At 63.5% G+C, this 22,694-nt stretch carries 15 protein-coding genes and 1 tRNA gene; 12 read left to right on the top strand and 4 right to left on the bottom strand.

The window, feature by feature from the left end:
* Positions 1-138 precede the first annotated feature (138 nt).
* The 3 genes from CEJ45_RS08155 to CEJ45_RS08145 are packed head-to-tail and all read left to right on the top strand — an operon-like array spanning position 139 to position 3,693.
* Complete coding sequence (locus CEJ45_RS08155) at positions 139-2,166, top strand: PAS domain S-box protein (protein ID WP_088754661.1); 2,028 nt, start codon at positions 139-141, stop codon at positions 2,164-2,166.
* 41 nt (positions 2,167-2,207) lie between these two features.
* Complete coding sequence (locus CEJ45_RS08150) at positions 2,208-2,798, top strand: response regulator transcription factor (RefSeq protein ID WP_088754660.1); 591 nt, start codon at positions 2,208-2,210, stop codon at positions 2,796-2,798.
* A gap of 4 nt (positions 2,799-2,802) precedes the next feature.
* Positions 2,803-3,693: an AEC family transporter gene (locus CEJ45_RS08145; RefSeq protein ID WP_088754659.1), complete on the top strand. Its 891-nt coding sequence runs from the start codon at positions 2,803-2,805 to the stop codon at positions 3,691-3,693.
* A gap of 36 nt (positions 3,694-3,729) precedes the next feature.
* Here CEJ45_RS08145 and CEJ45_RS08140 read toward each other — a convergent pair whose 3' ends face one another.
* Entirely contained in the window at positions 3,730-6,153 is a 2,424-nt protein-coding gene (locus CEJ45_RS08140) for a penicillin acylase family protein (RefSeq protein ID WP_088754658.1), read from the bottom strand.
* A 26-nt stretch (positions 6,154-6,179) separates the two neighbouring features.
* Positions 6,180-7,364 (bottom strand): tRNA epoxyqueuosine(34) reductase QueG, encoded by a 1,185-nt coding sequence (queG, locus tag CEJ45_RS08135; RefSeq protein ID WP_088754657.1) that lies wholly within the window; start codon positions 7,362-7,364, stop codon positions 6,180-6,182.
* Positions 7,365-7,431: 67 nt separating this feature from the next.
* Here queG and tsaE point away from each other — a divergent pair, with 67 nt between their 5' ends.
* Entirely contained in the window at positions 7,432-7,917 is a 486-nt protein-coding gene (gene tsaE, locus CEJ45_RS08130) for a tRNA (adenosine(37)-N6)-threonylcarbamoyltransferase complex ATPase subunit type 1 TsaE (RefSeq protein ID WP_039790104.1), read from the top strand.
* Positions 7,881-9,242: an N-acetylmuramoyl-L-alanine amidase gene (locus CEJ45_RS08125; protein WP_088754656.1), complete on the top strand. Its 1,362-nt coding sequence runs from the start codon at positions 7,881-7,883 to the stop codon at positions 9,240-9,242. The genes tsaE and CEJ45_RS08125 overlap by 37 nt, the downstream gene beginning before the upstream one ends.
* A 97-nt stretch (positions 9,243-9,339) precedes the next feature.
* Here the strand turns inward: CEJ45_RS08125 and CEJ45_RS08120 are convergent, their stop codons facing one another.
* Positions 9,340-10,002 carry a VTT domain-containing protein gene (locus CEJ45_RS08120; RefSeq protein WP_088754655.1) on the bottom strand — a complete coding sequence of 221 codons (663 nt, stop codon included), beginning with the start codon at positions 10,000-10,002 and terminating at the stop codon, positions 9,340-9,342.
* Between the two features lie 524 nt (positions 10,003-10,526).
* On the opposite strand from CEJ45_RS08120, the gene CEJ45_RS08115 reads away from it, so the two are divergent.
* From CEJ45_RS08115 to CEJ45_RS08090, 6 genes are all read left to right on the top strand, one after another.
* Entirely contained in the window at positions 10,527-13,529 is a 3,003-nt protein-coding gene (locus CEJ45_RS08115) for a sensor domain-containing protein (RefSeq protein ID WP_088754654.1), read from the top strand.
* 542 nt (positions 13,530-14,071) lie between these two features.
* Complete coding sequence (locus CEJ45_RS08110) at positions 14,072-16,045, top strand: methyl-accepting chemotaxis protein (RefSeq protein ID WP_088754653.1); 1,974 nt, start codon at positions 14,072-14,074, stop codon at positions 16,043-16,045.
* A 134-nt stretch (positions 16,046-16,179) separates the two neighbouring features.
* Positions 16,180-18,111: a DNA mismatch repair endonuclease MutL gene (mutL, locus tag CEJ45_RS08105; protein WP_167386288.1), complete on the top strand. Its 1,932-nt coding sequence runs from the start codon at positions 16,180-16,182 to the stop codon at positions 18,109-18,111.
* Positions 18,112-18,121: 10 nt separating this feature from the next.
* Complete coding sequence (gene miaA / locus CEJ45_RS08100; protein ID WP_088754651.1) at positions 18,122-19,078, top strand: tRNA (adenosine(37)-N6)-dimethylallyltransferase MiaA; 957 nt, start codon at positions 18,122-18,124, stop codon at positions 19,076-19,078.
* Positions 19,079-19,171: 93 nt separating this feature from the next.
* Positions 19,172-19,248, top strand: a tRNA-Met gene (locus CEJ45_RS08095).
* Positions 19,249-19,441: 193 nt separating this feature from the next.
* Positions 19,442-20,371: an HNH endonuclease gene (locus CEJ45_RS08090; RefSeq protein WP_141106967.1), complete on the top strand. Its 930-nt coding sequence runs from the start codon at positions 19,442-19,444 to the stop codon at positions 20,369-20,371.
* 135 nt (positions 20,372-20,506) lie between these two features.
* Here CEJ45_RS08090 and CEJ45_RS08085 read toward each other — a convergent pair whose 3' ends face one another.
* Complete coding sequence (locus CEJ45_RS08085; RefSeq protein ID WP_088754649.1) at positions 20,507-21,436, bottom strand: LysR family transcriptional regulator; 930 nt, start codon at positions 21,434-21,436, stop codon at positions 20,507-20,509.
* A 100-nt stretch (positions 21,437-21,536) separates the two neighbouring features.
* Here CEJ45_RS08085 and CEJ45_RS08080 point away from each other — a divergent pair, with 100 nt between their 5' ends.
* Positions 21,537-22,667: an alkene reductase gene (locus tag CEJ45_RS08080; protein ID WP_088754790.1), complete on the top strand. Its 1,131-nt coding sequence runs from the start codon at positions 21,537-21,539 to the stop codon at positions 22,665-22,667.
* The last annotated feature ends 27 nt before the right edge of the window (positions 22,668-22,694 follow it).

Raw genomic sequence — 22,694 nt, 5'->3', positions numbered from 1 at the left:
GACCGGATTGTGCTGGCGAATTTTGCGCGGCCTCACCAAACGGGGGCAAGTGTGGAAAACCACAATGCCCCCGCAGCCCCCTTCCCGCCGTGCGGGAAGCTGGCGCAAGCCTTTGGGCGCAGCTACACTGGCGGCGTCATGAAAACCGTCCCGCCGCCCCCGATCGCTCCCCAGCCCGATGCCGCCTCGCAGCTGCAGGCCTCGGGCCGCAAGACCACCATGCGCTGGCTGATTCCCTTCCTGCTGGTGTGCCTGTTCCTGGCCACGCTGATCTGGCTGCCGCGCCAGGCGCAGCAGATGGAAGCCAGCGAACGGCTGGAGCAACTGATCGCCGATTCGCTCTGGGTGGAACAGGCGATCCGCTTCCAGTTGAGCCGCGATGACGAAAGCATGCGCATCATCGGCCGCGAGATCATCAGCGGCCGCCTGCACCAGGACCATTTCCGCAGCCGCTTGAATGCCCTGCTGCGCAACAACCGCGAGTTCTATCGCGTGACCTGGTTCAATGCGGAGGGCCATCCGGTGGCCTCCACCGACGACCTTCCGATCAGCCGCAAGGACCTCTCGCAACCCTCGCTGATGACGGCAGAACGCGCGCGCCAACTGCGCCGTCCGCTCTACAGCCCGCCGGCCATCCCGCCCGGCATCGCCGAGCCGATGCTGATGGATTATCACGTGCCCCTGTTCCATGACAATCACTACATCGGCAGCCTGGTGGCCAGCTACGCGGTGGCGCGCATCCTCAACGAGATGGTGCCGTGGTGGTTTGCCCAGGACAATGAGATCTCGCTCACCGATACCGATGACAACGTGGTGGCGCGCCGCACCTCGGGCGGGCCGGGCCTGAATGTCTACACCCATCGCCGCGAACTGGAGCTGCCGGGCTTGACGCTGGTGCTGCATACCAACAGCACCAAGAGCGCGCCCAAGCTGCTGCCCAACCTGCTGGTGGGCTCGGTGATCGTGCTCTCGCTGGGCCTGCTGTGGAGCCTGTGGGCGCTGTGGCGCGACATCAACCGGCGCACCAAGGCCGAGAAGGCCCTGCTCAATGAAGCCGTGTTCCGCGCCGCGATGGAAAACTCGCTGGTCACCGGCATGCGTGCACGTGACCTGCAGGGCCGCATCACCTACGTCAATCCGGCCTTCTGCAAGATGGTCGGGTACGCCGCGCAGGAACTGGTGGGCCGGATCCCGCCCATGCCCTACTGGGCGCCGGAAGCCATGGATGAATACCAGGAGCGCTTCTCCAACGTGCTGGCCGGACGCGTCACCCCGCAGTTCGAGACCATCTTCCAGCGCCGCGACGGCGAACGCTTCCCGGTGCTGATCTTCGAATCGCCGCTGGTGGACCAGGATGGCAAGCAGACCGGGTGGATGGGTTCCATCCTCGACATTTCCGAACGCAAGCGCGCCGAAGACCTCAACCGCACCCAGGAAGAAAAGCTGCAGGCCAGCGCCCGCCTGGCCAGCATGGGCGAGATCGCCTCGACCCTGGCGCACGAGCTGAACCAGCCGCTGGCGGCCATCTCCAGCTATACCACCGGGGCGCTGAACATGATGCAGCAGGGCCAGGCCGATCCCAAGGCGCTGCAGCCGGCGCTGGAAAAGATCCACACCCAGGCCCAGCGCGCCGGCCACGTGATCCGCAGCGTGCACCAGTTCGTCAAGAAGCGCGAACCGGCGCGCCAGCGGCTGCAGATCCGGCAGCTGGTGGACAACGTGGCCCCGCTCATCGAACTGCAGGCGCAGCAGTTCTTCGTGGTGCTGCAATGGCAGGTGCCCAAGTCGCTGCCACCGGTGCTGGGCGACCAGGTGCTGCTGGAGCAGGTGATCCTGAACCTGACCCGCAACGGCATCCAGGCCATGGCCGCCGTGCCCTCCGCGCGACGCATCCTGCGGGTGACCGCCGAGCTGGTCCGCAACGACGATGGTGCAGAATCGGTCACGGTCTCGGTGATCGACCAGGGGCACGGGATTGCCGAGGAAGTGGCGGCGCGCCTGTTCTCGCCCTTCTTCTCGACCAAGGCCGAGGGCATGGGCATGGGCTTGAACATCTGCCGCACCACCATCGAATTCCACGGCGGCACGCTCACTTACACCGATAACCCGGCAGGCGGTACAATCTTTCGGTTTTCGCTGCCCGCCCAAAGCGGGCAGCCACAATAACGAGACGCCCCTCCCACACTGGATTCCCGCCCCGCATACCGATGCTGCACATAGTCGACGACGAAGAAATCATCCGCGATTCGCTGACCTGGCTGGCGCGCTCGCGCAACATCGCCGCCATCGGCTATGAAAGTGGCGCCGCCGTGCTGGCCGCGCTGGCCCATGCTACGGGCATCGATGCCGAAGGCGAATGCCTGCTGCTGGATGTGCGCATGCCCGGCACCAGCGGCGTGGCGCTGTTCAATGAACTCAAGACCAAGGGCCTGCTGCACCGGCGTCCGGTGATCTTCCTCACCGGTCATGGCGATGTGCCGATGGCGGTGGACATGTTGAAGAACGGTGCCTTCGATTTCTTCGAGAAGCCCTTCAACGACAACCAGTTGATGGACCGCGTGCTGGAAGCACTGGAGGTCTCGCGTGCGGGCGGTGCCGAGGATGCCGTGCAGAGCCGCCTGGCGGCGCTCTCCGCGCGCGAGCGCGAAGTGCTGGACCTGATCCTGGCCGGCAAGATGAACAAGGTCATCGCCGATGAACTGGGCATCAGCATGCGCACCGTGGAAGTCCATCGCGCCCACATCTTCGACAAGATGAACGTCAAGACTGCCGTCGAACTGGCGCGCCTGCTGAAGTAAGCACGTGGAGATCCTCAACCTCCTGCTGCCGGACTTCAGCCTCATTGCGCTGGGCTTGCTGATCCATCGCATTTCCAACTGGGGCGAAGAATTCTGGGCCGGCATGGAAAAGCTGGTCTATTTCATCCTCTTCCCTGCGTTGCTGTTCTATTCGACGGCGCGCCTGAAGGTCGATCTCTCGGTCACCGGCGGCATGGTGCAGACGGGCGTTGCGGCACTGCTGGTGGGCATCGCGCTGACCTGGCTGGGCAAACCCTTGCTGCGCGCCACGCCCATGACCTACGAGTCGGGCATGCAATGCGCCTTTCGCTTCAATTCCTATATCGCCCTGGCACTGGCTACCCGAATGGCGGGCGAAGAAGGCGCCGGCCTGATGGCCATCCTGCTGGGCTTTGGCGTCCCCCTGTGCAATATCGCGGCCGTCCATGCGCTGGCGGCAAAAAATAGCAACCTGCTGCGCGAGCTGGCCCGCAATCCCTTGCTGGTGGCCACTGCTGGCGGGTTGACGTTTTCTGCACTGGGGCTGCAGTTGCCGGAAGTGGCCAGCGTGGTGCTCTCGCGACTGGGCGCGGCCTCCATTGCGCTGGGCCTGCTGATGGTCGGGGCCGGACTGCGCTTGTCGGGCTTGAAAGAGAGCAAGCCGGTGGTGGCCTGGTTCATCGTCATCAAGCTCGTTGCGGTGCCGCTGGCCGCTTACCTGATCGGCATGCTGCTGCAACTGCCACCGCTGCAGTGGCGCATCGTGGTGCTGTTCTGCAGCTTGCCCACGGCTTCCAGCGCCTACATCCTGGCTGCGCGCATGGGTGGCAACGGGCCCTTCACGGCCTTCCTCATTTCATTCGGGACCCTGCTCTCGGCATTGACCATCCCGCTCTGGCTGGCGCTGGTGCATTGATCACGACGCACCAGGCCAGCCCTGCAGCTCAGCGGCTCAGCGCACCGGCTGCGCGACGATGCGGTGCTCGGTGACTTTCTCGATGGCCCCGCGTGAATACAGCAGCGGGAAATACTCACCCTTCAACCACTTGTCGGCCAGGTCGCGATAGTGCGGACTGTCGGGGTCACCCGACTGGCCCGGGGCATTGACGGCCCAGGAATTGTCCCAGCGGCCCACATCCACCACCACGCGGAAGGAGGGTCCGTTGGTCTGGCGAAAATCATTGACGCGATAGGTCGACTGGTTGGGCGTATAAGCACCGCCGTGCTTGGGCATGGGGCCGACGTTGAGCTTCTTGCGGGTCGCCTCATCCACCACGTCGGCCAAGGGATGCGCCATCAGGTTGTGGTGCAGCTTGCCCCATTGCCACTGCGACGGATCAGCGCCTTGCAGTTTGACCAGTTCGGCCCAGGCAGCACCGAGGCTGGAGAGCAGCACCTGATCGCGCCGGGCACGGGCCTGTCGAGCGTCGGTGCCAAAGGCGGGTACCGGGTTTTCCAGCGTATCGAGCAGCACTGCCGTATCGGGAGCCCCCATGGCATCGGCAGCGGTCTTGGGCAGCACGGCTTCCTTGAAGGCCTTGCCGAGATGGCGCGAGAGCCAGACTTCGTACAGCGCCGGCTGGGCCGACTCGCTGCGTTCGACATAATCCCACTGGCCCAGCATGGTCAGCGCAGCACCGGCGTTGGCGTCATCCGAGGACAAGGGCTTGAGCAAGGCGGCCAGGCGGCGTGCGGGGATGGCCAGGTCATCGTTCTGCAGCCGCATGGAATCCTGCAGCGAGACTTTGGGCAAGCTGCCCAGCACTTCGCTGATGCGGGTGAAGCGCGAGTTGTTGGTCCACTCGAAACCGAGCTTGCGCTCCCGGTAAGGGTAATCGGCAGGAAGATTCATCTGGTTCGCGGAGGCAAACCAGCCCTGCGCCGGATTGTAGGACGAGGGCAACTGGTCACCGCGCCAGAAGCCGGACCATTCATATCGCCCGTCACCGGGCACCGGCAACAGCCCGTCCCAGTTGGGCCGCTTCGGTGCCAGCCCGCCCGGCACCCAGCCGATGTTGCCCTTGGTGTCGGCATAGACCTGGTTCTCGGTCGGCGCGCCCCAGTTCAGCATGGATTGCTTGAAGTCCCTGAAATTGCGCGTGCGCATGTAGGCGATGCTGCCGAAGTAAGGCGACATGCCTGGCTCCAGCCAGCCCGACCGTACCGCGTAGGCCAGGTGTTTAGCCTGATCGACGTAGATCACCGGACCATGGCGCGTGAAACTCAGATCGGCCACGGCGGGCGCGCCGTTCTTGATGCGCACCGGTTCATGCAGCACGCGCATCGATTCCCACTGGCCCTGATAGCGGTATTGCTGCGGATTGTCGGGATTGAGCTGGTAGACGTAGAGGTCTTCCTGGTCGATGTTGAAGATGGTCAAGCCGAAGGCGATGCTGCCGTTGTGGCCGATGGAAATGCCCGGCAGCGCCGGTTCGCCGGCACCGATGACGTTCATCCCTGGTGCGCTCAGGTGCGCAATGTAGCGCAGCGACGGGGCCGAATAGGCGCGATGCGGATCGTTGGCCATGATGGCGCGGCCGGTGGCCGATTTCGACGGGGCAATGACCCAGTTGTTGCTGCCCTCCATGGTCTCTTCCGGATTGGCGGCCGGCTCGATGCGCACCAGCTGGGGGTCGCCTGCCGTGATGGCGGCGTTCAGGCTCTCCTTGGTAATCCGCACGCCCTGCGTGGCCAGCGTGAAGACCTGCAGCAGGTCCTTCGGCAGGCAGGGGTCCAGGCCCTCGGGCATCCCGGCGGTCCAGGGCGGCGTCAGGCCGGAGCGGATTTCATCGGATTTCAGGTCGGCCGCGCACGCCACCTTGGCGCGCGCCACTTCGCTTTGCAGGTTGCGTGTGAGACCGTGACTGCGGATGCGCACCACATCCTCAGCCTGCCATTTGGCGGGGAGATAGCCCAGCTGGCGGAATTCATAAGGCAGTTTTTCCTGATGCAGGGAGACGTAATCGATATAGGCATTGATGCCTTCCACGAACGCCTGCGCCACGCTTTCCGCACCGGGACCATAGGCGGCCCATTCGCGCCGCATGTCGCCACGGTAGAGGAACAGCCGGGTCGCACGATCCTGGGCCAGGTAAGCGGGACCGAACACTTCGGAGAGCTGGCCCAGTCCGCGCCGGCGCCACAGGTCGATCTGGAACAGGCGGTCACGCGCGGCATTGAAGCCCTGCATGAAGAAGGCATCGCGCTCGCTGGCGGCATAGATGTGGGGCACGCCCCAGCGGTCGATGAGGATCTCGGCGCGCTGCTGCAGGCCGGGGATGGCGATCTTTTCGCTCGATGCGGGCTGGGCACTGGCCGCCAGCGGCAGGCTCGCGGCCAGTGCGCCGGCCAGCAGGGCGCGGGTCAGTCTGGGCATGGGTGTCTCCTCCTTGTTGGGAGGGGTCACTCTACTCCATCTGCTCCCGCGACTCCATGGACTCCATGACGGGCCAGCGCCCAGGCCACATGCTCGGCCACCAGCGCTGACGGATGATCCAGACGCCCCCGCAAGGCCGCCACGATGGCGGCATCGCCCCGGTGTGAAGGGGTATCGGCGGCATTGCCCAGCCCGACGGCCAGGTTGCGCAGCCAGCGTTCATGGCCGATGCGGCGGATGGCGCTGCCTTCGGTGTTCTTCAGGAAGACCTCTTCACTCCAGCCGAACAGCTCGACCAGGCTCGCGCTGTCGAGGCCATGGCGCGGATCGAAGTCCGGCAGGCTGGCACGCTGGGCGAACTTGTTCCACGGGCAGTAAAGCTGGCAGTCGTCGCAGCCATAGATGCGGTTGCCGATCAGCGGGCGCAGGTCTTCCGGGATGCTGCCCTTGAGCTCGATGGTGAGATAGGAAATGCAGCGTCGCGCATCCAGTTCATAAGGGGCAACGATGGCCCCGGTCGGGCAGGCCGTGATGCAGGCGCTGCACTGGCCACAGTGCGAGCTGACCGGTTCGTCCACCGGCAGCGGCAGGTCGGTCAGCATCTCGCCCAGGAAGAACATCGAGCCAGCCTCACGATGCAGCAGCAGCGTATGCTTGCCGCGCCAGCCCAGTCCGGCCTTTTCAGCCAGGGCCACTTCCATGACCGGGGCCGAATCAGTGAAGACGCGGTAGCCGAAGGCGCCGATGCGGCCTTCGATGCGGGTGGCCAGCTGCTGCAGGCGGGCGCGCAGGACCTTGTGGTAATCGCGTCCGCGCGCATAGATCGAGACCTGGGCGGCGGCCGGATCGGCGCTGCGCGCCTCTTCGCGGGCGCGCCAGTCGGGCTGGTCGGGCTGATCCGGGTCAGCGGCGGCCGGCAGGTAGGGCATGCGCACGCTCACCACGCGCACCGTGCCGGGCACCAGTTCGGCCGGCCGTGCCCGTTTCAGGCCGTGGCTTGCCATATAATCCATCTCGCCGTGGTAACCCTTGTCCAGCCAGGCTTGGAAGCCCGCCTCGCGGTGCGACAGGTCGACATCGGCGATGCGCACCTCGGCGAACCCCAGTTCCCGGCCCCAGGCCTTGATGGCGGCCGCCAGCGCCGCCAGACCGGCGGGATCGGCGATGGCAGTGCTCCCGGCCGGATCGGCTGGCGTGGGGTGAATGGACATGAGCGCTTGAACCTTCAGACTAGAACCTTGTAACGAACCATCCCGGATGACCCAGAACAGCATGAGCATGCAGCGACTCCACCTCCACCTGCCCGACGAAGCCGCCACCGCCCGCCTGGGCGCCGACCTGGCGCAGGTGCTGGCTCCCGGCCTGGCGATCTACCTGCACGGCGACCTCGGGGCCGGCAAAACCGCGCTCACCCGCGCCCTGCTGCATGCGGCGGGCTACCAGGGGCGGGTCAAGAGCCCGACTTACACGCTGGCGGAGCCTTATGAAGTTTCCTTCGCAGGCCGCATGGTAACAGTCATCCACTTCGATCTGTACCGCATGGCCAGCCCGGAAGAATTCCTCGATGCCGGTTTTCGTGAACATTTCAACGAAAACTCCGTCTGTATCGTCGAATGGCCTGAAAAGGGCGATCCGGTGTTGCCGCCACCGGACATACACGTCAACCTGTCGCTTGCAGGGGACGGTCGTGATGTAGAATTGCGTGCGTTGTCCGACAAGGGTCATCAATGCCTCGCTCGACTGAAATTCGCTCCCAACCTGTGAAGTCCAAAACCCGCCGCACCATCATCAAAGCCGGCGGCGCGCTGTTCGTCTCCGTCGTCACTCCCCTGCCCGCCCTGGCTTCGCAAATCCTGGCCGTGCGTGTCTGGCCGTCCGAGGACTACACCCGCGTCACGCTGGAAAACGACAGCGACCTCAAGGTCACCCACTTCGTGGTCAAGAACCCGGAGCGCCTGGTGGTGGACATCGAGGGCATCGACCTCAATAGCACCCTGAAGGACCTGGTCGCCAAGATCCAGCCCAACGATCCCTACATCAAGCAGGTGCGCGTGGGCCAGAACCGGCCCAGCGTCGTGCGCCTGGTGTTTGATCTCAAGGATGAGATCAAGCCGCAGGTCTTCACCCTGGCCCCAGTGGGCGAATACAAATACCGCTTCGTCATCGACCTGTACCCGGCCGCGCCGCAGGATCCGATCGCCGCCCTCATCCAGAAGGGCGAGTGGAACAAGGAAAACCCGGCCACCCCGCCGCTGGCGCAGGCCCCGGTCGCTCCGCCCAAACCCGATCCGGCCCCGCTGGCCGAGATCAAGCCTCAGCCGGAAGACAAGACCGAGCGCAACCCCAAGGTGGTGCCGGACGAACCGCGCATGCAGCTGACCCGCATGATCACCATCGCGCTGGACCCCGGTCACGGCGGCGAAGACCCGGGCGCCACCGGCGCGCGCGGCAACCGCGAGAAAGATGTGGTGCTGTCCATCGCCAAGCGCCTCAAACGCAAGATCGAGCAATACCCCAACATGCGCGTCATGCTCACCCGTGACGCCGACTTCTTCGTCCCCCTGGGCCAGCGCGTGGTCAAGGCGCGCAAGGTGCAGGCCGACCTGTTCGTGTCGATCCATGCGGATGCCTTCGTGCAGCCGACCGCACGCGGCTCCTCGGTGTTCGCCCTGTCGGAAAAGGGCGCCAGCTCCACCGCCGCACGCTGGCTGGCCAACAAGGAAAACTCGGCCGACCTGATCGGCGGGGTCAACATCAAGACCCATGACCGGCAGCTGGCCAGCGTCCTGCTGGACCTGTCGACCACGGCGCAGATCAACGACAGCCTGCGCGTGGGCAATGCGGTGCTGAAGGAAATCGGTGGCATCAACAAGCTGCACAAGGGCGCGGTGGAGCAGGCCGGCTTTGCCGTGTTGAAGGCGCCGGACATCCCCAGCATCCTGATCGAGACCGCCTTCATCTCCAATCCGGAAGAAGAAGCCAAGCTCACCGACGAGCGCTACCAGGAGCAGATGGCCGATGCCATCCTGACCGGCATCCGCAATTACTTCGCCAAGAACCCGCCGCTGGCCAAGAATCGCCTGACCTGAAACGCGGCCCTGCCCTGGCCGACGGACAACAAAAAACCCGGTACTGCTGTCGCAGGCCGGGTTTTTTGTCGGGTGCGTCCCGCGCGGGACGCGCAGGTCAGGCGTTGCTGACCTTGCGCTTGCTGCGCAGCTTGCGCCACACCTGCCACAGCGCGCCCAGCACGATGGGGATCACGGCACCGACCAGGCCGATCAGGACCAGGGTATTGAGGTTCTCCCGCACCAGCGGGATATTGCCGAACAGGTAGCCCAGCACCACCAGGCCGACTACCCAGAGGAAGGCGCCCAGCACGTTGAACAGCTGGAAGCGGGCGAAACTCATGGCCGACACGCCGGCGATGAAGGGCGCAAAGGTGCGCACGATGGGGGTGAAGCGGGCGATCACGATGGTCTTGCCACCGTGTTTCTCGTAGAAGCTGTGGGTCTTGCGCAAGGCTTCGGGATTGAGCCAGCGGTAGTTGTGGGTGTAGACACGCTGTCCGACCCAGCCGCCGATCCAGTAATTGAGGGTGTTGCCGGCCACCGCCGCCACCACCAGCAGGCCCATCAGCAACCAGATGTCCATGGCGCCCATGGCACAGAAGGCGCCGGCGATGAACAGCAGCGAATCCCCCGGCAGGAAAGGCAGGACCACCAGCCCCGTTTCACAGAAAACGATCAGGAACAACACCGCATAGATGAGCGTGCCGTACTGCTCGATCAGGACACCCAGGTATTTGTCCACGTGCACCAGCACGTCCAGCAACTGCAGATAATCCATAAAGCCCAATCGTTGGTGATTCATCAAGGCCGGGGCTTCCCATCGCCGCACGGCCGGATATTTCCCATGTGCAATGCCGGTCAGGAAACATCGTGCAGGCAACGCTCGCTTGCGCACCTGCGCAGGCATCATACAACACTCACCCCCGCCGGACTCAAGAAGCCTTGCGGACGGTCGATAAAATCCTCGGGAGAAACATGCTGCGCCGGGATCCTCACACAAGCTCGCAAGCCTGTTGCTGCGGGCCCGTAGGGGATGCACCAGAACGCACAACCGAAAGGATTTGGCATATGATCAAAGTCAGGTTCATTCAGTCTTCCCGTGCCAGATATGCATGATGAGGCAGGTCATGCGCCTTCCCGGGCCGGGGCTGCACGCCGCAAGGCAGGCAATCTGGCGGTTTTGAGGCTGGGCCTGGCAACAGGGAAGCAACCGGGGACAAACGGGGAACCCGGGCAATCGCAACTCCGCACTGCATGAGGCAAGACGCGCCAGGCGTCATTACCGGCCAGAGGGGGCGCTGTATGGGGAGCCAGGAGTCATTCGTGGGCCAGTTCGATCACTCGTCGCAGCCGCACGGGGTGCAGGGCGATTTCCAGCGCCTGCGCGAGGACGAACGCGAGGCGCTGCTGGGCGCCTTGTGGCGTTCCATGGCCATCCTCGAATTCGCCGCCGACGGCACCATCCTCGATGCCAACGACAATTTCCTTGCCATGCTGGGCTACCAGCGCCCGGAGGTCGTGGGCCAGCATCACCGCATGCTGTGTGACCCGATGTATATCGAGACCGAGGACTACCAGCGCTTCTGGCAGCACCTGCGCCAGGGCGAGGTGATCTCCGGCACCCTGCAGCGGCGCCGCATGGACGGCACCATCGTCTGGCTGGAAGCGCTCTGCAGCCCCATCCTCGATGCCGCTGGCCAGTTGCGGAAGGTGATTTCGGTAGCCGCCGACATCAGCTCCCATATCGACGATTCGCGCCACAGCAACAATGTGCTGAGCGCCCTGAACCGCTCGCTCGGGGTGGTCGAACTCTCGCCCGACGGCAAGATCCTGGCGGCCAACCGCAATTACCTCAAGACCATGGAATACATCGCCGAGGACCTGGTCGGCCAGCCGCACAGCACCCTGTGCTCGGACGATTACGCCGATAGCGAGGAATACGCGGCCTTCTGGCGCGATGTCTGCAATGGCCGCTTCTTCTCGGGACGCTTCCCGCGCCGTACCCGCAGCGGCCGCACCATCTGGTGGGAAGCCACCTACTCGCCCCTGCTCAACCAGCAAGGAAAAGCCGAGCGGGTAATCTGCATCGGCAATGACGTCACTTACCGCGTCACCCGCGAGAAGAGCGACCGCGAACACCTGCACCTGCTCTCGCTGGGCATCAACGAGACCGACAACGCGGTGCTCATCACCGATGAGCAGAACCGCATCGTCTTCCACAACACCGGTTTCACCCGCATGCTGGGCTTCCAGAGCCAGCAGACCATCGGCAAGCTGCCGCGCGAACTGTTTGCCAGCCACCCTACCTTCGTCAAGTCGATCGAGCGCTGCCATGGCGAACTGCTGCAGGGACACAGCTTCCACACCGAGGAACTGATCTACGACCTGCACGAGCAGCCGGTGTGGATTTCGGCGGTGGTCAATCCCATCCTTGACCCTGTGGGTAAGCTCATCAATGCGGTCTGCGTGATGACCGACATCACCAACACCAAGGTCCACGAGGTATTGCAGTACCGGGTGCTCAATGCCATGGCGCGCGACTCGTCGCTGGGCGAGCAGATGAACCTGCTGTGCGAAGAAGTGGAGCGGGTTGCGCCCGAGGTGATTGCCTCGGTGCTGCGCGTGGACGAACAGGGCCGCCTGCACACCCTGGCCGCGCCCAGCCTGCCGGAAGCCTACACGCGCGCCATCGAGGGCATACAGATCGGCCCGCTGGTAGGCTCCTGCGGCAGCGCCGCCTATACCGGCCAGAGCGTGGTCTCGGAGGACATCGCCACCGATCCGCATTGGGCCGACTACAAGGAACTGGCCTTGAGCCACGGCCTGCATGCCTGCTGGTCGACCCCGATCAAGTCGGCCGACGGCAAGGTCATCGGCACCTTCGGTTTCTACTATCGCCAGCCGCGCCCGCCCAGCGCCTTCCACCACCTGCTGGTCGATGCCGGCCTGCACCTGTGCGCGCTGGCCATCGAGCGTGAAGCCTCGCGCGCGCGCATTCATCAACTGGCCTTCTATGATTCGCTGACCGGCCTGCCCAATCGCAGCCTGCTGCTGGTGCAGGCCGGGCAGGCCATTGCGGCGGCCGAGCGCAATCGCAACACGGTGGCGGTGATGTTCATCGACCTGGATCGCTTCAAGCAGGTCAACGATTCGCTGGGCCACCAGGCCGGTGACGAACTGCTGCGCACGGTGGCCACCCGGCTGCAGTCACAGGCCCGCCGTTCGGACATCGTGGGCCGGCTCTCGGGCGACGAATTCGTGGTGGTGCTGACCCAATACGACACCGGACACCTGGGCGAAGTGGTCAAGCGCATCCAGGAACGCCTGGCCATGCCCTGCCACATCAATGGCACGCCCCTGAATCCGTCGGCCAGCATCGGTGTGGCCATCTTCCCGGACAACGGCCACGACATCGAGACCCTGCTGCATCGTGCCGACATCGCCATGTACCAGGCCAAGGCAGTCAACCGGGGGCGTTTCAGCTTCTTCAGCGAGGAGATGAACAGCCTCGCCCAGGAACGCCTGGCCCTGGAAAGCGCGCTGCGCGACGCCTTGCGGGGCGGCAGTTTCGAGCTGCATTTCCAGCCGCAGATCAACCTGCACGACCACAGCCTGCATGGCGTGGAAGCGCTGGCTCGCTGGCACGATCCGCAGATGGGGCAGGTCTCGCCGGGCCGCTTCATCCCGATTGCCGAGGAATGCGGCCTGATTGGCGAACTGGGCAAATGGGCGCTGGAAGAGGCCTGCTTCCAGCTGGCCGACTGGCGCCGGCGCGGGATCCAGGTGCCGTCGGTCTCGGTGAACCTGTCGGCCACCAATTTCCATGACCTGGAACTGCCGCAATTCGTCACCGGACTGCTGCGCCGATACAGCCTGGCACCCACCGACCTCACCCTGGAAATCACCGAGACCGTGCTCATGGATACCAATCCCAGCACCAACCAGACCATCGCCGCCGTGCATGCCCTGGGCATTCCGCTGGCCATGGATGACTTCGGCACCGGCTATTCCAGCCTGGGCTACCTGCGCAAGCTGCCGGTCTCCGAACTCAAGCTGGACCAGAGCTTCGTGCGCGACATGGCCAAGGACGAGGCCGTGAGTGCATTGACCAATGCCGTCATCCGCATCGGCGAGAGCTTGAAGCTGACCGTGGTGGCAGAAGGCGTGGAAGATGCCGACCAATACCGCCTGCTGATCAGCCAGGGCTGCGACGTCGCGCAGGGCTATTATTTTTCGCGGCCGATGTCGGCCGATCAACTGGAACACTGGGTGCGGGAGTATCGCAGCGCCGCGCCCGTGGAGTAAGGAGCATTGACGAGCATTGATGAGTATCAGTGAGCATCAATACTCATCAATGAGTATCGAGGAGTATGGAGGAGTATTGAGGGCGTAGGAGACTTGCGCGCCGGGAAAGCGCAGAGGCCGTGGAGACCGGGAATCCCATGCCAAAAAAGCACTTTCCCGCTGGAAAAACAACAGCACAGTTAGATGTGAGCGCAAACATTCGAAGTATTTTGATTCAGCGCAATACGCTGACGATATACTGACGACCTCCCCCGCAAGTACCGTGATTGCAGCGCTCAAGTTGGACCTCCTTCCAAGGCGGCCCTTGACGTTTGCGACCATATTGCGTTGCCGTATCGGCAATTCGCTGTAGAGCACCGCCCCCCCTGGCCTGCAGGCCGGCGGTAGGCAAGCTCAGTGCTTCAGGACTTTCCGGACGCTGGAAACAAGGAGGGCAAGCGATGGCGATTTGAATGCGCAAGCAGCAACCGCCGTCGGTCCCTGGATGGTTTTTTCCGGTATTGGCATTTCCACACCCTTATTCTTCAAGAACAACAACAGCCATGGCTAATGACTTGTCTGGTGCGCGCGGCGCATCGCTTTTCCACCGTTCGGTGGGTGCAAAACTGACTGCCATGACGGTGGCCCTGGTGGGCATCGTCTTCGTGATCGCATTGCTGCTGATCACTTACTCCGCCTCGCGCATGGTGGAATCGCGCTCGATCGAACAGATGGGCAACGATGCGCGCGGCGTGGCCAACATGGTCGGGATCTTCGACCGTTCCGTGAACAGCCAGGTGGACCGCTTCTCCACCATGTTCGACAAGGAATTCGGCAAGCTCACGCTGGATGACAGCCGCACCGTGCAGATCGGCGACCGCGCCACGCCGGTACTGTCCAACGACGGCCGCGAACTGAACCTGGATTTCTCCATCCCCGACCGCTTCACTGCACGCACGGGCGTGACCGCGACCATCTTCGCCAAGACCGGCGACGACTTCGTGCGCGTGTCAACTTCCGTCAAGAAAGAAAACGGCGAACGCGCCGTCGGTACCCTGCTGGACCGCGCCCACCCCGGCTATGCGGCCCTGAAGTCCGACAAGTCCTACAGCGGCCTGGCCACGCTGTTCGGCAAGCAATACATCACCAAGTACGTGCCCATCAAGAATGACGCCGGCCAGATCATCGCCGCGCTCTACGTGGGCATCGACATCTCGGCAGACGTGAAAGCCCTGAAGGACCAGATCAAGTCGCTCAAGATCGCCGAGACCGGCAACTTCTACGCGCTCAACGGCCGTGAAGGCAAGGACCAGGGCGTGATGATTGCCGGCGCCCCGCGCGAAGGCAAGGAAGAAGGCGGCAACCTGATCGAGGCCAAGGATGCCAGCGGCGACACCTACATCAAGACCCTGGTGCAGCAGAAGGAAGGCCAGCTGCGCTACGCCGGCAGCGATGGCCGCCAGAAGATCGCGGTCTTCACCCACTACGCACCGTGGAACTGGGTCATCGTGGGCGAAGCGGCGGTCGATGAGATCACCCGCGAAGTCAACTCGATGCGCAACCTCTACATCGGCCTGGGCCTGCTGTTCCTGGCGGTGCTGGGCGCGATCCTGACGGTGATGATCAACCGCATGATTACCCGTCCGCTGGATGCGGTGTGCGATGCCGCCGACCGCATCGCCGGCGGCGACCTCACCACCCGCCTGCACGTGCACAGCAGCGACGAAATCGGTCGCCTGATGACGGCCTTCAACGGCATCAGCATGGGCCTGTCGGAAGTGGTTTCCAGCGTGCGCGCCGGTACTGAAGAAATTAACACCGCCGCCAGCGAGATCGCAGCCGGCAACCTGAATCTTTCTTCCCGCACCGAGCAACAGGCCGGCGCCCTGGAAGAAACCGCCTCGGCCATGGAAGAGCTGACCTCGACCGTGAAGCAAAACGCCGCCAACGCGGTGCAAGCCGATGAACTGGCCGGTTCCGCCTCCGAAGTCGCCAGCCACGGCGGTGACGTGGTCGGCCAGGTGGTGCAGACCATGGATGCCATCAACAGCTCCTCGCAGCGCATCGTCGACATCATCAGCGTGATCGACGGCATCGCCTTCCAGACCAATATCCTGGCCTTGAACGCGGCAGTGGAAGCGGCCCGCGCCGGTGAGCAGGGACGCGGCTTTGCAGTGGTGGCCACCGAAGTGCGCACGCTGGCCCAGCGCAGCGCCTCGGCCGCCAAGGAGATCAAGGAACTGATCGACGCCTCGGTGCAAACCGTGGCCGGCGGCGGCCAACTGGTTTCCCAGGCCGGCAACACCATGAATGACGTGGTGGCCAGCGTGCAGCGCGTCTCCACCGTCATCAGCGAAATCACCACCGCCAGCCGTGAGCAGAGCGAGGGGATCGACCAGATCAATCGGGCCATCGCCCAGATGGATGAGAGTACCCAGCAGAACGCGGCCCTGGTGGAGCAGGCCGCCGCTGCAGCACAGTCATTGCAGCAGCAGGCCGAACGCCTGGCGGCAGCGGTGAGCACCTTCCGCGTGTAAATCTGTTAAATCATTTATATCGTTTTCGGAATTTCCTGCGTGGCGCCCCCCGGATTGCCCGGCAGTAAAACCTGATACTGCAAGCACGCACGAAGCCGCCTCCGGCCTGCGGCGCCGGCAGGTATAATCCCGCCATGAACGTACCGCACTCTTCCCCCGCTTCCGAACCGGCTGCCGCCCCCTCCCCTCGCCCCATCCAGGCCCTGCCCGATCAACTGATCTCGCAGATTGCCGCTGGCGAGGTGATCGAACGTCCGTCGGCCGTGGTCAAGGAATTGCTGGAGAACGCGCTCGATGCCGGCTCCACCCAAATCACCGTGCGCCTGGAGCAAGGCGGCGTCAAGCGCATCGCCATCACGGACAACGGACGCGGCATTCCACCGGAGCAATTGCCGCTGGCGCTGGCCCGTCATGCGACTTCCAAGATCGCCTCGCTGACCGACCTGGAGAATGTCTCCACCCTCGGTTTCCGTGGTGAAGCGCTGGCCTCGATTGCCTCGGTGGCCCAGCTGACGGTCACAAGCCGCACCGCCGATGCCCCGCACGCCTGGGAAATCACCGGCTCCCAATTCGGTACCGTGGCCCCGGCCTCAGGCGCACAGGGCACCACCATCGATGTACAGGACCTGTATTTCAACACGCCGGCGCGGCGCAAATTCCTCAAGTCCGAACAGACCGAATACGGCCATTGCGCCGAAGTCGTGCGACGCATTGCGCTGGCGCGTCCGGATGTCAGTTTTTCGCTCTCGCACAACGGCAAGACGGTCGATCACTGGAACGTGGGCGAGTTCGCCAAGCGCAGCGCCCATATCCTCGGCGACGACTTCGCCAATGCCCGCCTGCCGCTCGACGAGAGTGCCGGTCCGCTGCGCCTGCACGGTTTCGTGGGCCTGCCCACGGCCTCCAAGGCGCGCGCCGATGGCCAGTACTTCTACGTCAACGGCCGCTTCGTCCGTGACAAGCTGCTCACCCACGCCGTACGTGCCGCCTACCAGGATGTGCTGCATGGCGACCGTTATCCAGCCTATGCGCTCTCGCTCACGCTGGACCCGGCGCTGGTGGATGTGAACGTGCATCCCTCCAAGATCGAAGTGCGCTTCCGCGACAGCCGCGCGGTGCACCAGTTCGTCTTCCATGCGGTATCGCGCGCGCTGGCGCAGACCTCAGCCGTGTCCTTCGGCAATCTGCCGCAGCAACAGAGCGAGAGTGCCGAGGGTGCGCCCGCTCCCGCCAGTAGCCCGAATGCCCCGCTGCCCTGGATGCGCGAACAGACACAGCAGAGTTTCTCGGCCCAGTTTGCCGAACAGCCGCGCCCCTTCTCCTTTGCCGGCAACGGCGGCTTCGGCGTACGCCAGGATCGTGCGGCCTACGGCAACATGTTCCGCAGCGAACCGGCTGCGCAGGGTGGTGCATCCACAGCCGGCGTCAACAGCGCTGCCTTCCCGTCCTCCGCGCAGCCCGCTGCAGCGCTGCCCGAGGGCGACTTCCCGCTGGGCTTTGCACTGGCGCAATTGCACGGCATCTACGTGCTGGCCCAGAACAAAGCGGGCCTGGTGGTGGTGGACATGCACGCGGCACATGAACGCATCCTCTACGAACAACTGAAGACGGCGCTCGATGGCAACGAGATGTTCGTGCAGCCGCTGCTGATCCCGGTCACCTTCTATGCCGATCCGGTGGAAGTGGGCACGGTGGAAGAACATCAGGAAACGCTGTCGGCACTGGGCTTCGATATCGCCGTGATGTCCCCCACCACGCTGGCCGTGCGGGCCGTCCCGGCGCTGCTGAAGAACGCCGACGCCCAGACCCTGGCACGCGACGTCCTGCGCGACGTGCGCGAGTATGGCGGCTCCCGTGTCTTGCTGGAGCGCCGCAACGAACTGCTCGGCACCCTGGCCTGCCACACGGCCGTGCGCGCCAATCGCAGCCTGACGCTGCCGGAAATGAACGCGCTGCTGCGCCAGATGGAAGCCACCGAACGTTCCGACCAGTGCAACCATGGCCGTCCCACCTGGACGCAGATGGGCTTGTCGGATCTGGACAAGCTTTTCCTGCGTGGCCAGTAAGGAGCCCCTGATGACCCAGCGCCTGCCTTTGGCCGTGGCCATCATGGGCCCCACCGCGTCTGGCAAGACCGCTGCCGCGCTGGAGATCGCCCGCCACCTGCCCTGCGAAATCATTTCCGTCGATTCGGCCCTGGTCTATCGCGAGATGGACATCGGCACCGCCAAGCCCAGCCCGGAAGAGCTGGCGGCCGTACCGCACCACCTTATCGACATCATCGACCCGACCGAAGCCTACTCGGCCATGCAATTCCGGCAGGATGCGCTGCGGCTCACGCTGGAGATTGCAGCGCGCGGCAAGCTGCCGTTGCTGGTGGGCGGCACGATGCTGTATTTCAAGGTACTGCGCGATGGGCTCGATGAGCTGCCGCAGGCCGATCCGGCCTTGCGTGCGCAACTGGATGAGGAGGCGGCACGGATCGGCATGCCGGCCATGCATGCGCGCCTGGCGACGCTGGACCCGGTCACGGCTGCGCGCCTGAAACCGACCGACAGCCAGCGCATCCAGCGTGCGCTGGAGATCAGCTTGCTGACGGGGCAGCCGATGTCGTCCCTGTTGGCGCAGAAGCCGCCTGAGCCGTTGCCTTTTGAGATGCTGCCGCTGGCGCTGGAACCGGCTGATCGCGCGGTGCTGCATGAGCGCATTGCGCTGCGCTTTGACCTGATGCTGCGCGGTGGCGCGCTGGAGCGAGAAGTCGCCGCCTTGCGCGCGCGTGGCGACCTGCACCTGGGCCTGCCGTCGATGCGTTGTGTGGGCTATCGCCAGATGTGGGAATACCTGGACGGCAGCATCGATGCCACCGCCCTGCGCGAAAAGGGCATTGCAGCCACGCGCCAGCTGGCCAAGCGCCAGCTGACCTGGCTGCGGTCCATGCCGGAGCGCATCAGCATCGACTGCAACCGCCTGGAGGCGACGGCCGAGGTGCTGGCGCGGGTGCAGCAGGCCTTGGCGGAACGGCGCGCCGGATGAGCTGCCGGGGGCTGTGGATAAAATAAAGAAAGAAATGCGGAAAAAGTATTGACAGAAGGCGATCAGACCTCTATAGTCTCGTGCTTGCCTCCTGGTGATATAGCTCAGCTGGTTAGAGCACAGCACTCATAATGCTGGGGTCGGTGGTTCAAGTCCACCTATCACCACCAGATACCCGTCGCTGCATGTGCAATCATGCGTATGCGGCGCCGTCCGAAAAACCCGCCTCTTCGAAAGAAGGGCGGGTTTTTTGTTTTGGGCGCGTTTCTTCACTTAGTCAGCCTATTAAACGCAGGAATTCCTTCCCCAAATCCCTAGACCTCGAATATTCTCGATAAAAATGGGAAAAACACGGGGGAAGGCTTGAATTTTTTCTGGGTCAATATTGGGCTATCGCATAAAGAAGTCGTCGATGGGAATTTCCTTTGGGCACCGCTACACAGCCAAAAAGAAGAGGCAGATGGCGTAATTCGCACGACGCGTTTTGGTCATTGGGATGTAGTCGCCACGGTGCGAGCAGGGGATGTGATCTTCTGCAACGTAGACAGAAGGATCACTTACATCGCTGTGGCTAAATCGGATGCCTACGAGGCAGATCAACCCGCCACTCGCGTCTTTAAGGGATGGGACGCGAAGGGGCGACGAGTCGATGTGCAGCTTTTCAAACTAGAGCCCGCCATCAGCATCGAGGGCTACCTGCTTGAAACCTTCGCTGAACGGTATAACGACCGCTGTATTCCACGCATCGTCACAAAGATCGGCAGTATCTTCCAGGGCTACATGGCATCGTTGCCTACAGATGCTGGCATCGATTTATTGCATTTGGCTGGTGACCAAGAAGAATCTGTCGCTAGTGCTTCGACCGACTTTCATTCACCAACTTTCTCTAAGACTCGACCGCCTTCTCCGACGACCAAACAAGCGCTGAGAGAAGCACGCATCGGACAAGGTCGCTTTAGAAAAGATTTACTTAACTTATGGCGTAGTTGCCCAATCACTGGCGTGACTCATCAGGATCTACTCATTGCCAGCCACGTCAAACCCTGGGCGATCTCTTCGGATGAGGAAAAGTTAGACCCCTTGAATGGCTTCCTATTTGCAGCCCATATTGATCGTCTGTTCGACAAGGGACTGATCAGCTTTAGTCCGAGCGGAAACATCCTCATTAGCTCGCACCTTTCCACACAAGATGCTCGCGCATTATATATTCATCATGAAATCACGCTTCCGCTAAAGCCTGGGAATCACAAATATCTCGAGGCTCATCGACGCATCTTTGGATGGGATAAGTAACCCATTTAGACAGCCGTGCGGACCGCGTGGGAAGTTTCACGAGCAGCTGCAACCAAAGTAAGGGAACCAACGAAGCCACATGAACAGCCGCCTCCAAAGGAACGGCTGTTCGCTTCAGCAATTCATTTCAGCACTTCATTTCAACAATCCCGCCATCCTGCTCCCCTCCGCCTCAAATCTCTCAACAAGAAAATCCAGCACCGCCCTCACCCGCGGCGCCATATACCGCGTGCGCTGATACAAGGCATGCACCGGCGCATCCGCCATGCGCCATTTCGGCATCAGCAATTTGAGCCGTCCCGCACGCAGGTCTTCGGCAACATCCCACACCGACTTCATCACGATCCCTTGCCCTTCCAGCGCCCACTGGCGGGCCAGTTCCCCGTCATTGGTTTCACGCGAAGTCGCCGCCGGCACGGTATAGGTCTGCACCTCCCCCTCGCGTTCAAAGCGCCACTCATTGGCCAGCCCGCTCGCGCCGAGCAGCACGATGCACTCGAAACGATGCAGATCGGCCGGGCGCCTCGGCATGCCTCGCTTGGCAAGATACGAAGGCGCCGCGCACAACACGCGCCGGTTCGGCGCCAGCGGCCGGGCCACCATCGAGCTGCTGGGTGGCACCCCGAAGCGGATCGCCAGATCCAGGTCATCCTGCAGCAGGTTGGCCATCGAGTCCCCCAGCACCAGCGCCAGCGTGATCTGCGGATAGCGCTCGTTGAATTCCTCCAGCCAGCCCCGCAGTACATGCCGACCAAAATCGGAAGTGGCCGCAATGCGCAACTTGCCACTGACCACGCTGCGTCCGGCCTGCAACGCAGCCTGGGCATCGTCCAGGGCGGCCAGTGCCTGCTGGCAATGCGACAGGTAAAGCGCCCCCTCGGCCGTGAGCCGCAAGTGGCGCGTGGTGCGTTCGAACAGGCGCGTGTTCAGCTCGCCCTCCAGCTTCACCAGGCGCGCACTGGCCGCAGCCGGAGACAGGCCGATCTTGCGGCCCGCAGCTGAGAGGCTGCCCAAGGCAGCGGCTTCCACGAAGAGGCGAATGTCGCCCAGGTTGTCTGCGGCCATTATTCTGCTCCATTTGATAATCCTTCAAATACTAGCCCAATTATCAAATGAGGTCGGCATTTGCATAATGGCCTCCATCAACGCATTCATGGAGCCTGTCATGTCAACCCCGACCACCCTGCTGACCCCGCTCACGGTAGGCCAGCTCACCCTTCCCCATCGCATCGTGATGGCACCGATGACCCGAGCGCGCAGTTCGCAGCCGGGCGATGTTCCCAATGCAATGAACGCCCTGCATTACGCCCAGCGTGCCTCAGCGGCCCTCATCATCACCGAAGCCTCGCAGATCTCGCCGCAGGGCAAGGGCTACTCCTTTACTCCCGGCATCTACAGCGCCGAGCAAGTGGAAGGCTGGCGCCTGGTCAGCCGTGCCGTGCACGATGCAGGGGGACGCATCTTCCTGCAGCTGTGGCACGTGGGCCGGATGTCGCATCCGGATTTCCACGGCGGGGCCTTGCCGGTCGCGCCGTCGGCCTTGCCCTTCGAAGGACAGATCTGGAAAGTCGATCCGGCCACCGGCGTGGGCGGCATGGTCGCCAGCCCCACCCCGCGTGCCCTGGCGCATGCCGAGATCAAGGCCATCGTCGAAGACTTCCGCCGCGCCGCGCGCAATGCCATCGCCGCAGGATTCGATGGCGTGGAAATCCACGGCGCCAACGGCTACCTGATCGACCAGTTCCTGCGCACCACCTCCAATGTGCGTACCGACGAATACGGCGGCTCGCGTGAAAACCGCCTGCGCTTCCTCAAGGAAGTCATCGATGCCGTCGCCGATGAAGTCGGCGCGCATCGCACCGCAATCCGCCTGGCACCCTTCCTGACCGCACGCGGCATGGATTGCCCGGACATCCTGCCGACCATCCTGGATGCGGCCAGCTTCCTGCAACAGCGCGGCATCGCCTACCTGCATCTGGTGGAAGCCGACTGGGACGACGCCCCCGTGGTCACCGAGAGCTTCCGCCAACAACTGCGCGAGCGCTTCACCCATCCCATCATCGTGGCGGGCAATTACAACAAGGCGCGTGCGCAATGGGTGCTGGAGCAAGGCTATGCCGACCTGGTGGCCTTCGGCCGTCCCTTCGTCGCCAATCCGGATTTCCCGCGCCGCCTGGTCGAAGACCTGCCCCTGGCCGACTTCGATGGCGCCACCCTCTTCGGTGGGGGTGCGGCCGGCTATACCGATTATCCGGCGCTGCCGCTCACCACACCGGCCGCCTCGAACGCGGCCTGAACAGCGATCGTTTCTTCAAGGAGCCTC

The sequence above is a fragment of the Herbaspirillum aquaticum genome (assembly GCF_002213425.1).
Taxonomy (GTDB): Bacteria; Pseudomonadota; Gammaproteobacteria; order Burkholderiales; family Burkholderiaceae_D; genus Herbaspirillum; species Herbaspirillum aquaticum.
Note: the sequence above shows the minus strand (reverse complement) of the source record. Positions and strands in the feature narration are given on the sequence as shown.

Excerpts from the sequence above, each read along its gene's own strand:
- CEJ45_RS08155 (WP_088754661.1), top strand. The coding sequence starts at position 139 with ATGAAAACCGTCCCGCCGCCCCCGATCGCTCCCCAGCCCGATGCCGCC.
- CEJ45_RS08150 (WP_088754660.1), top strand. The coding sequence starts at position 2,208 with ATGCTGCACATAGTCGACGACGAAGAAATCATCCGCGATTCGCTGACC.
- CEJ45_RS08140 (WP_088754658.1), bottom strand. The coding sequence starts at position 6,153 with ATGCCCAGACTGACCCGCGCCCTGCTGGCCGGCGCACTGGCCGCGAGC.
- queG (WP_088754657.1), bottom strand. The coding sequence starts at position 7,364 with ATGTCCATTCACCCCACGCCAGCCGATCCGGCCGGGAGCACTGCCATC.
- tsaE (WP_039790104.1), top strand. The coding sequence starts at position 7,432 with ATGCAGCGACTCCACCTCCACCTGCCCGACGAAGCCGCCACCGCCCGC.
- CEJ45_RS08125 (WP_088754656.1), top strand. The coding sequence starts at position 7,881 with ATGCCTCGCTCGACTGAAATTCGCTCCCAACCTGTGAAGTCCAAAACC.
- CEJ45_RS08120 (WP_088754655.1), bottom strand. The coding sequence starts at position 10,002 with ATGGATTATCTGCAGTTGCTGGACGTGCTGGTGCACGTGGACAAATAC.
- CEJ45_RS08115 (WP_088754654.1), top strand. The coding sequence starts at position 10,527 with ATGGGGAGCCAGGAGTCATTCGTGGGCCAGTTCGATCACTCGTCGCAG.
- CEJ45_RS08110 (WP_088754653.1), top strand. The coding sequence starts at position 14,072 with ATGGCTAATGACTTGTCTGGTGCGCGCGGCGCATCGCTTTTCCACCGT.
- mutL (WP_167386288.1), top strand. The coding sequence starts at position 16,180 with ATGAACGTACCGCACTCTTCCCCCGCTTCCGAACCGGCTGCCGCCCCC.
- miaA (WP_088754651.1), top strand. The coding sequence starts at position 18,122 with ATGACCCAGCGCCTGCCTTTGGCCGTGGCCATCATGGGCCCCACCGCG.
- CEJ45_RS08085 (WP_088754649.1), bottom strand. The coding sequence starts at position 21,436 with ATGGCCGCAGACAACCTGGGCGACATTCGCCTCTTCGTGGAAGCCGCT.
- CEJ45_RS08080 (WP_088754790.1), top strand. The coding sequence starts at position 21,537 with ATGTCAACCCCGACCACCCTGCTGACCCCGCTCACGGTAGGCCAGCTC.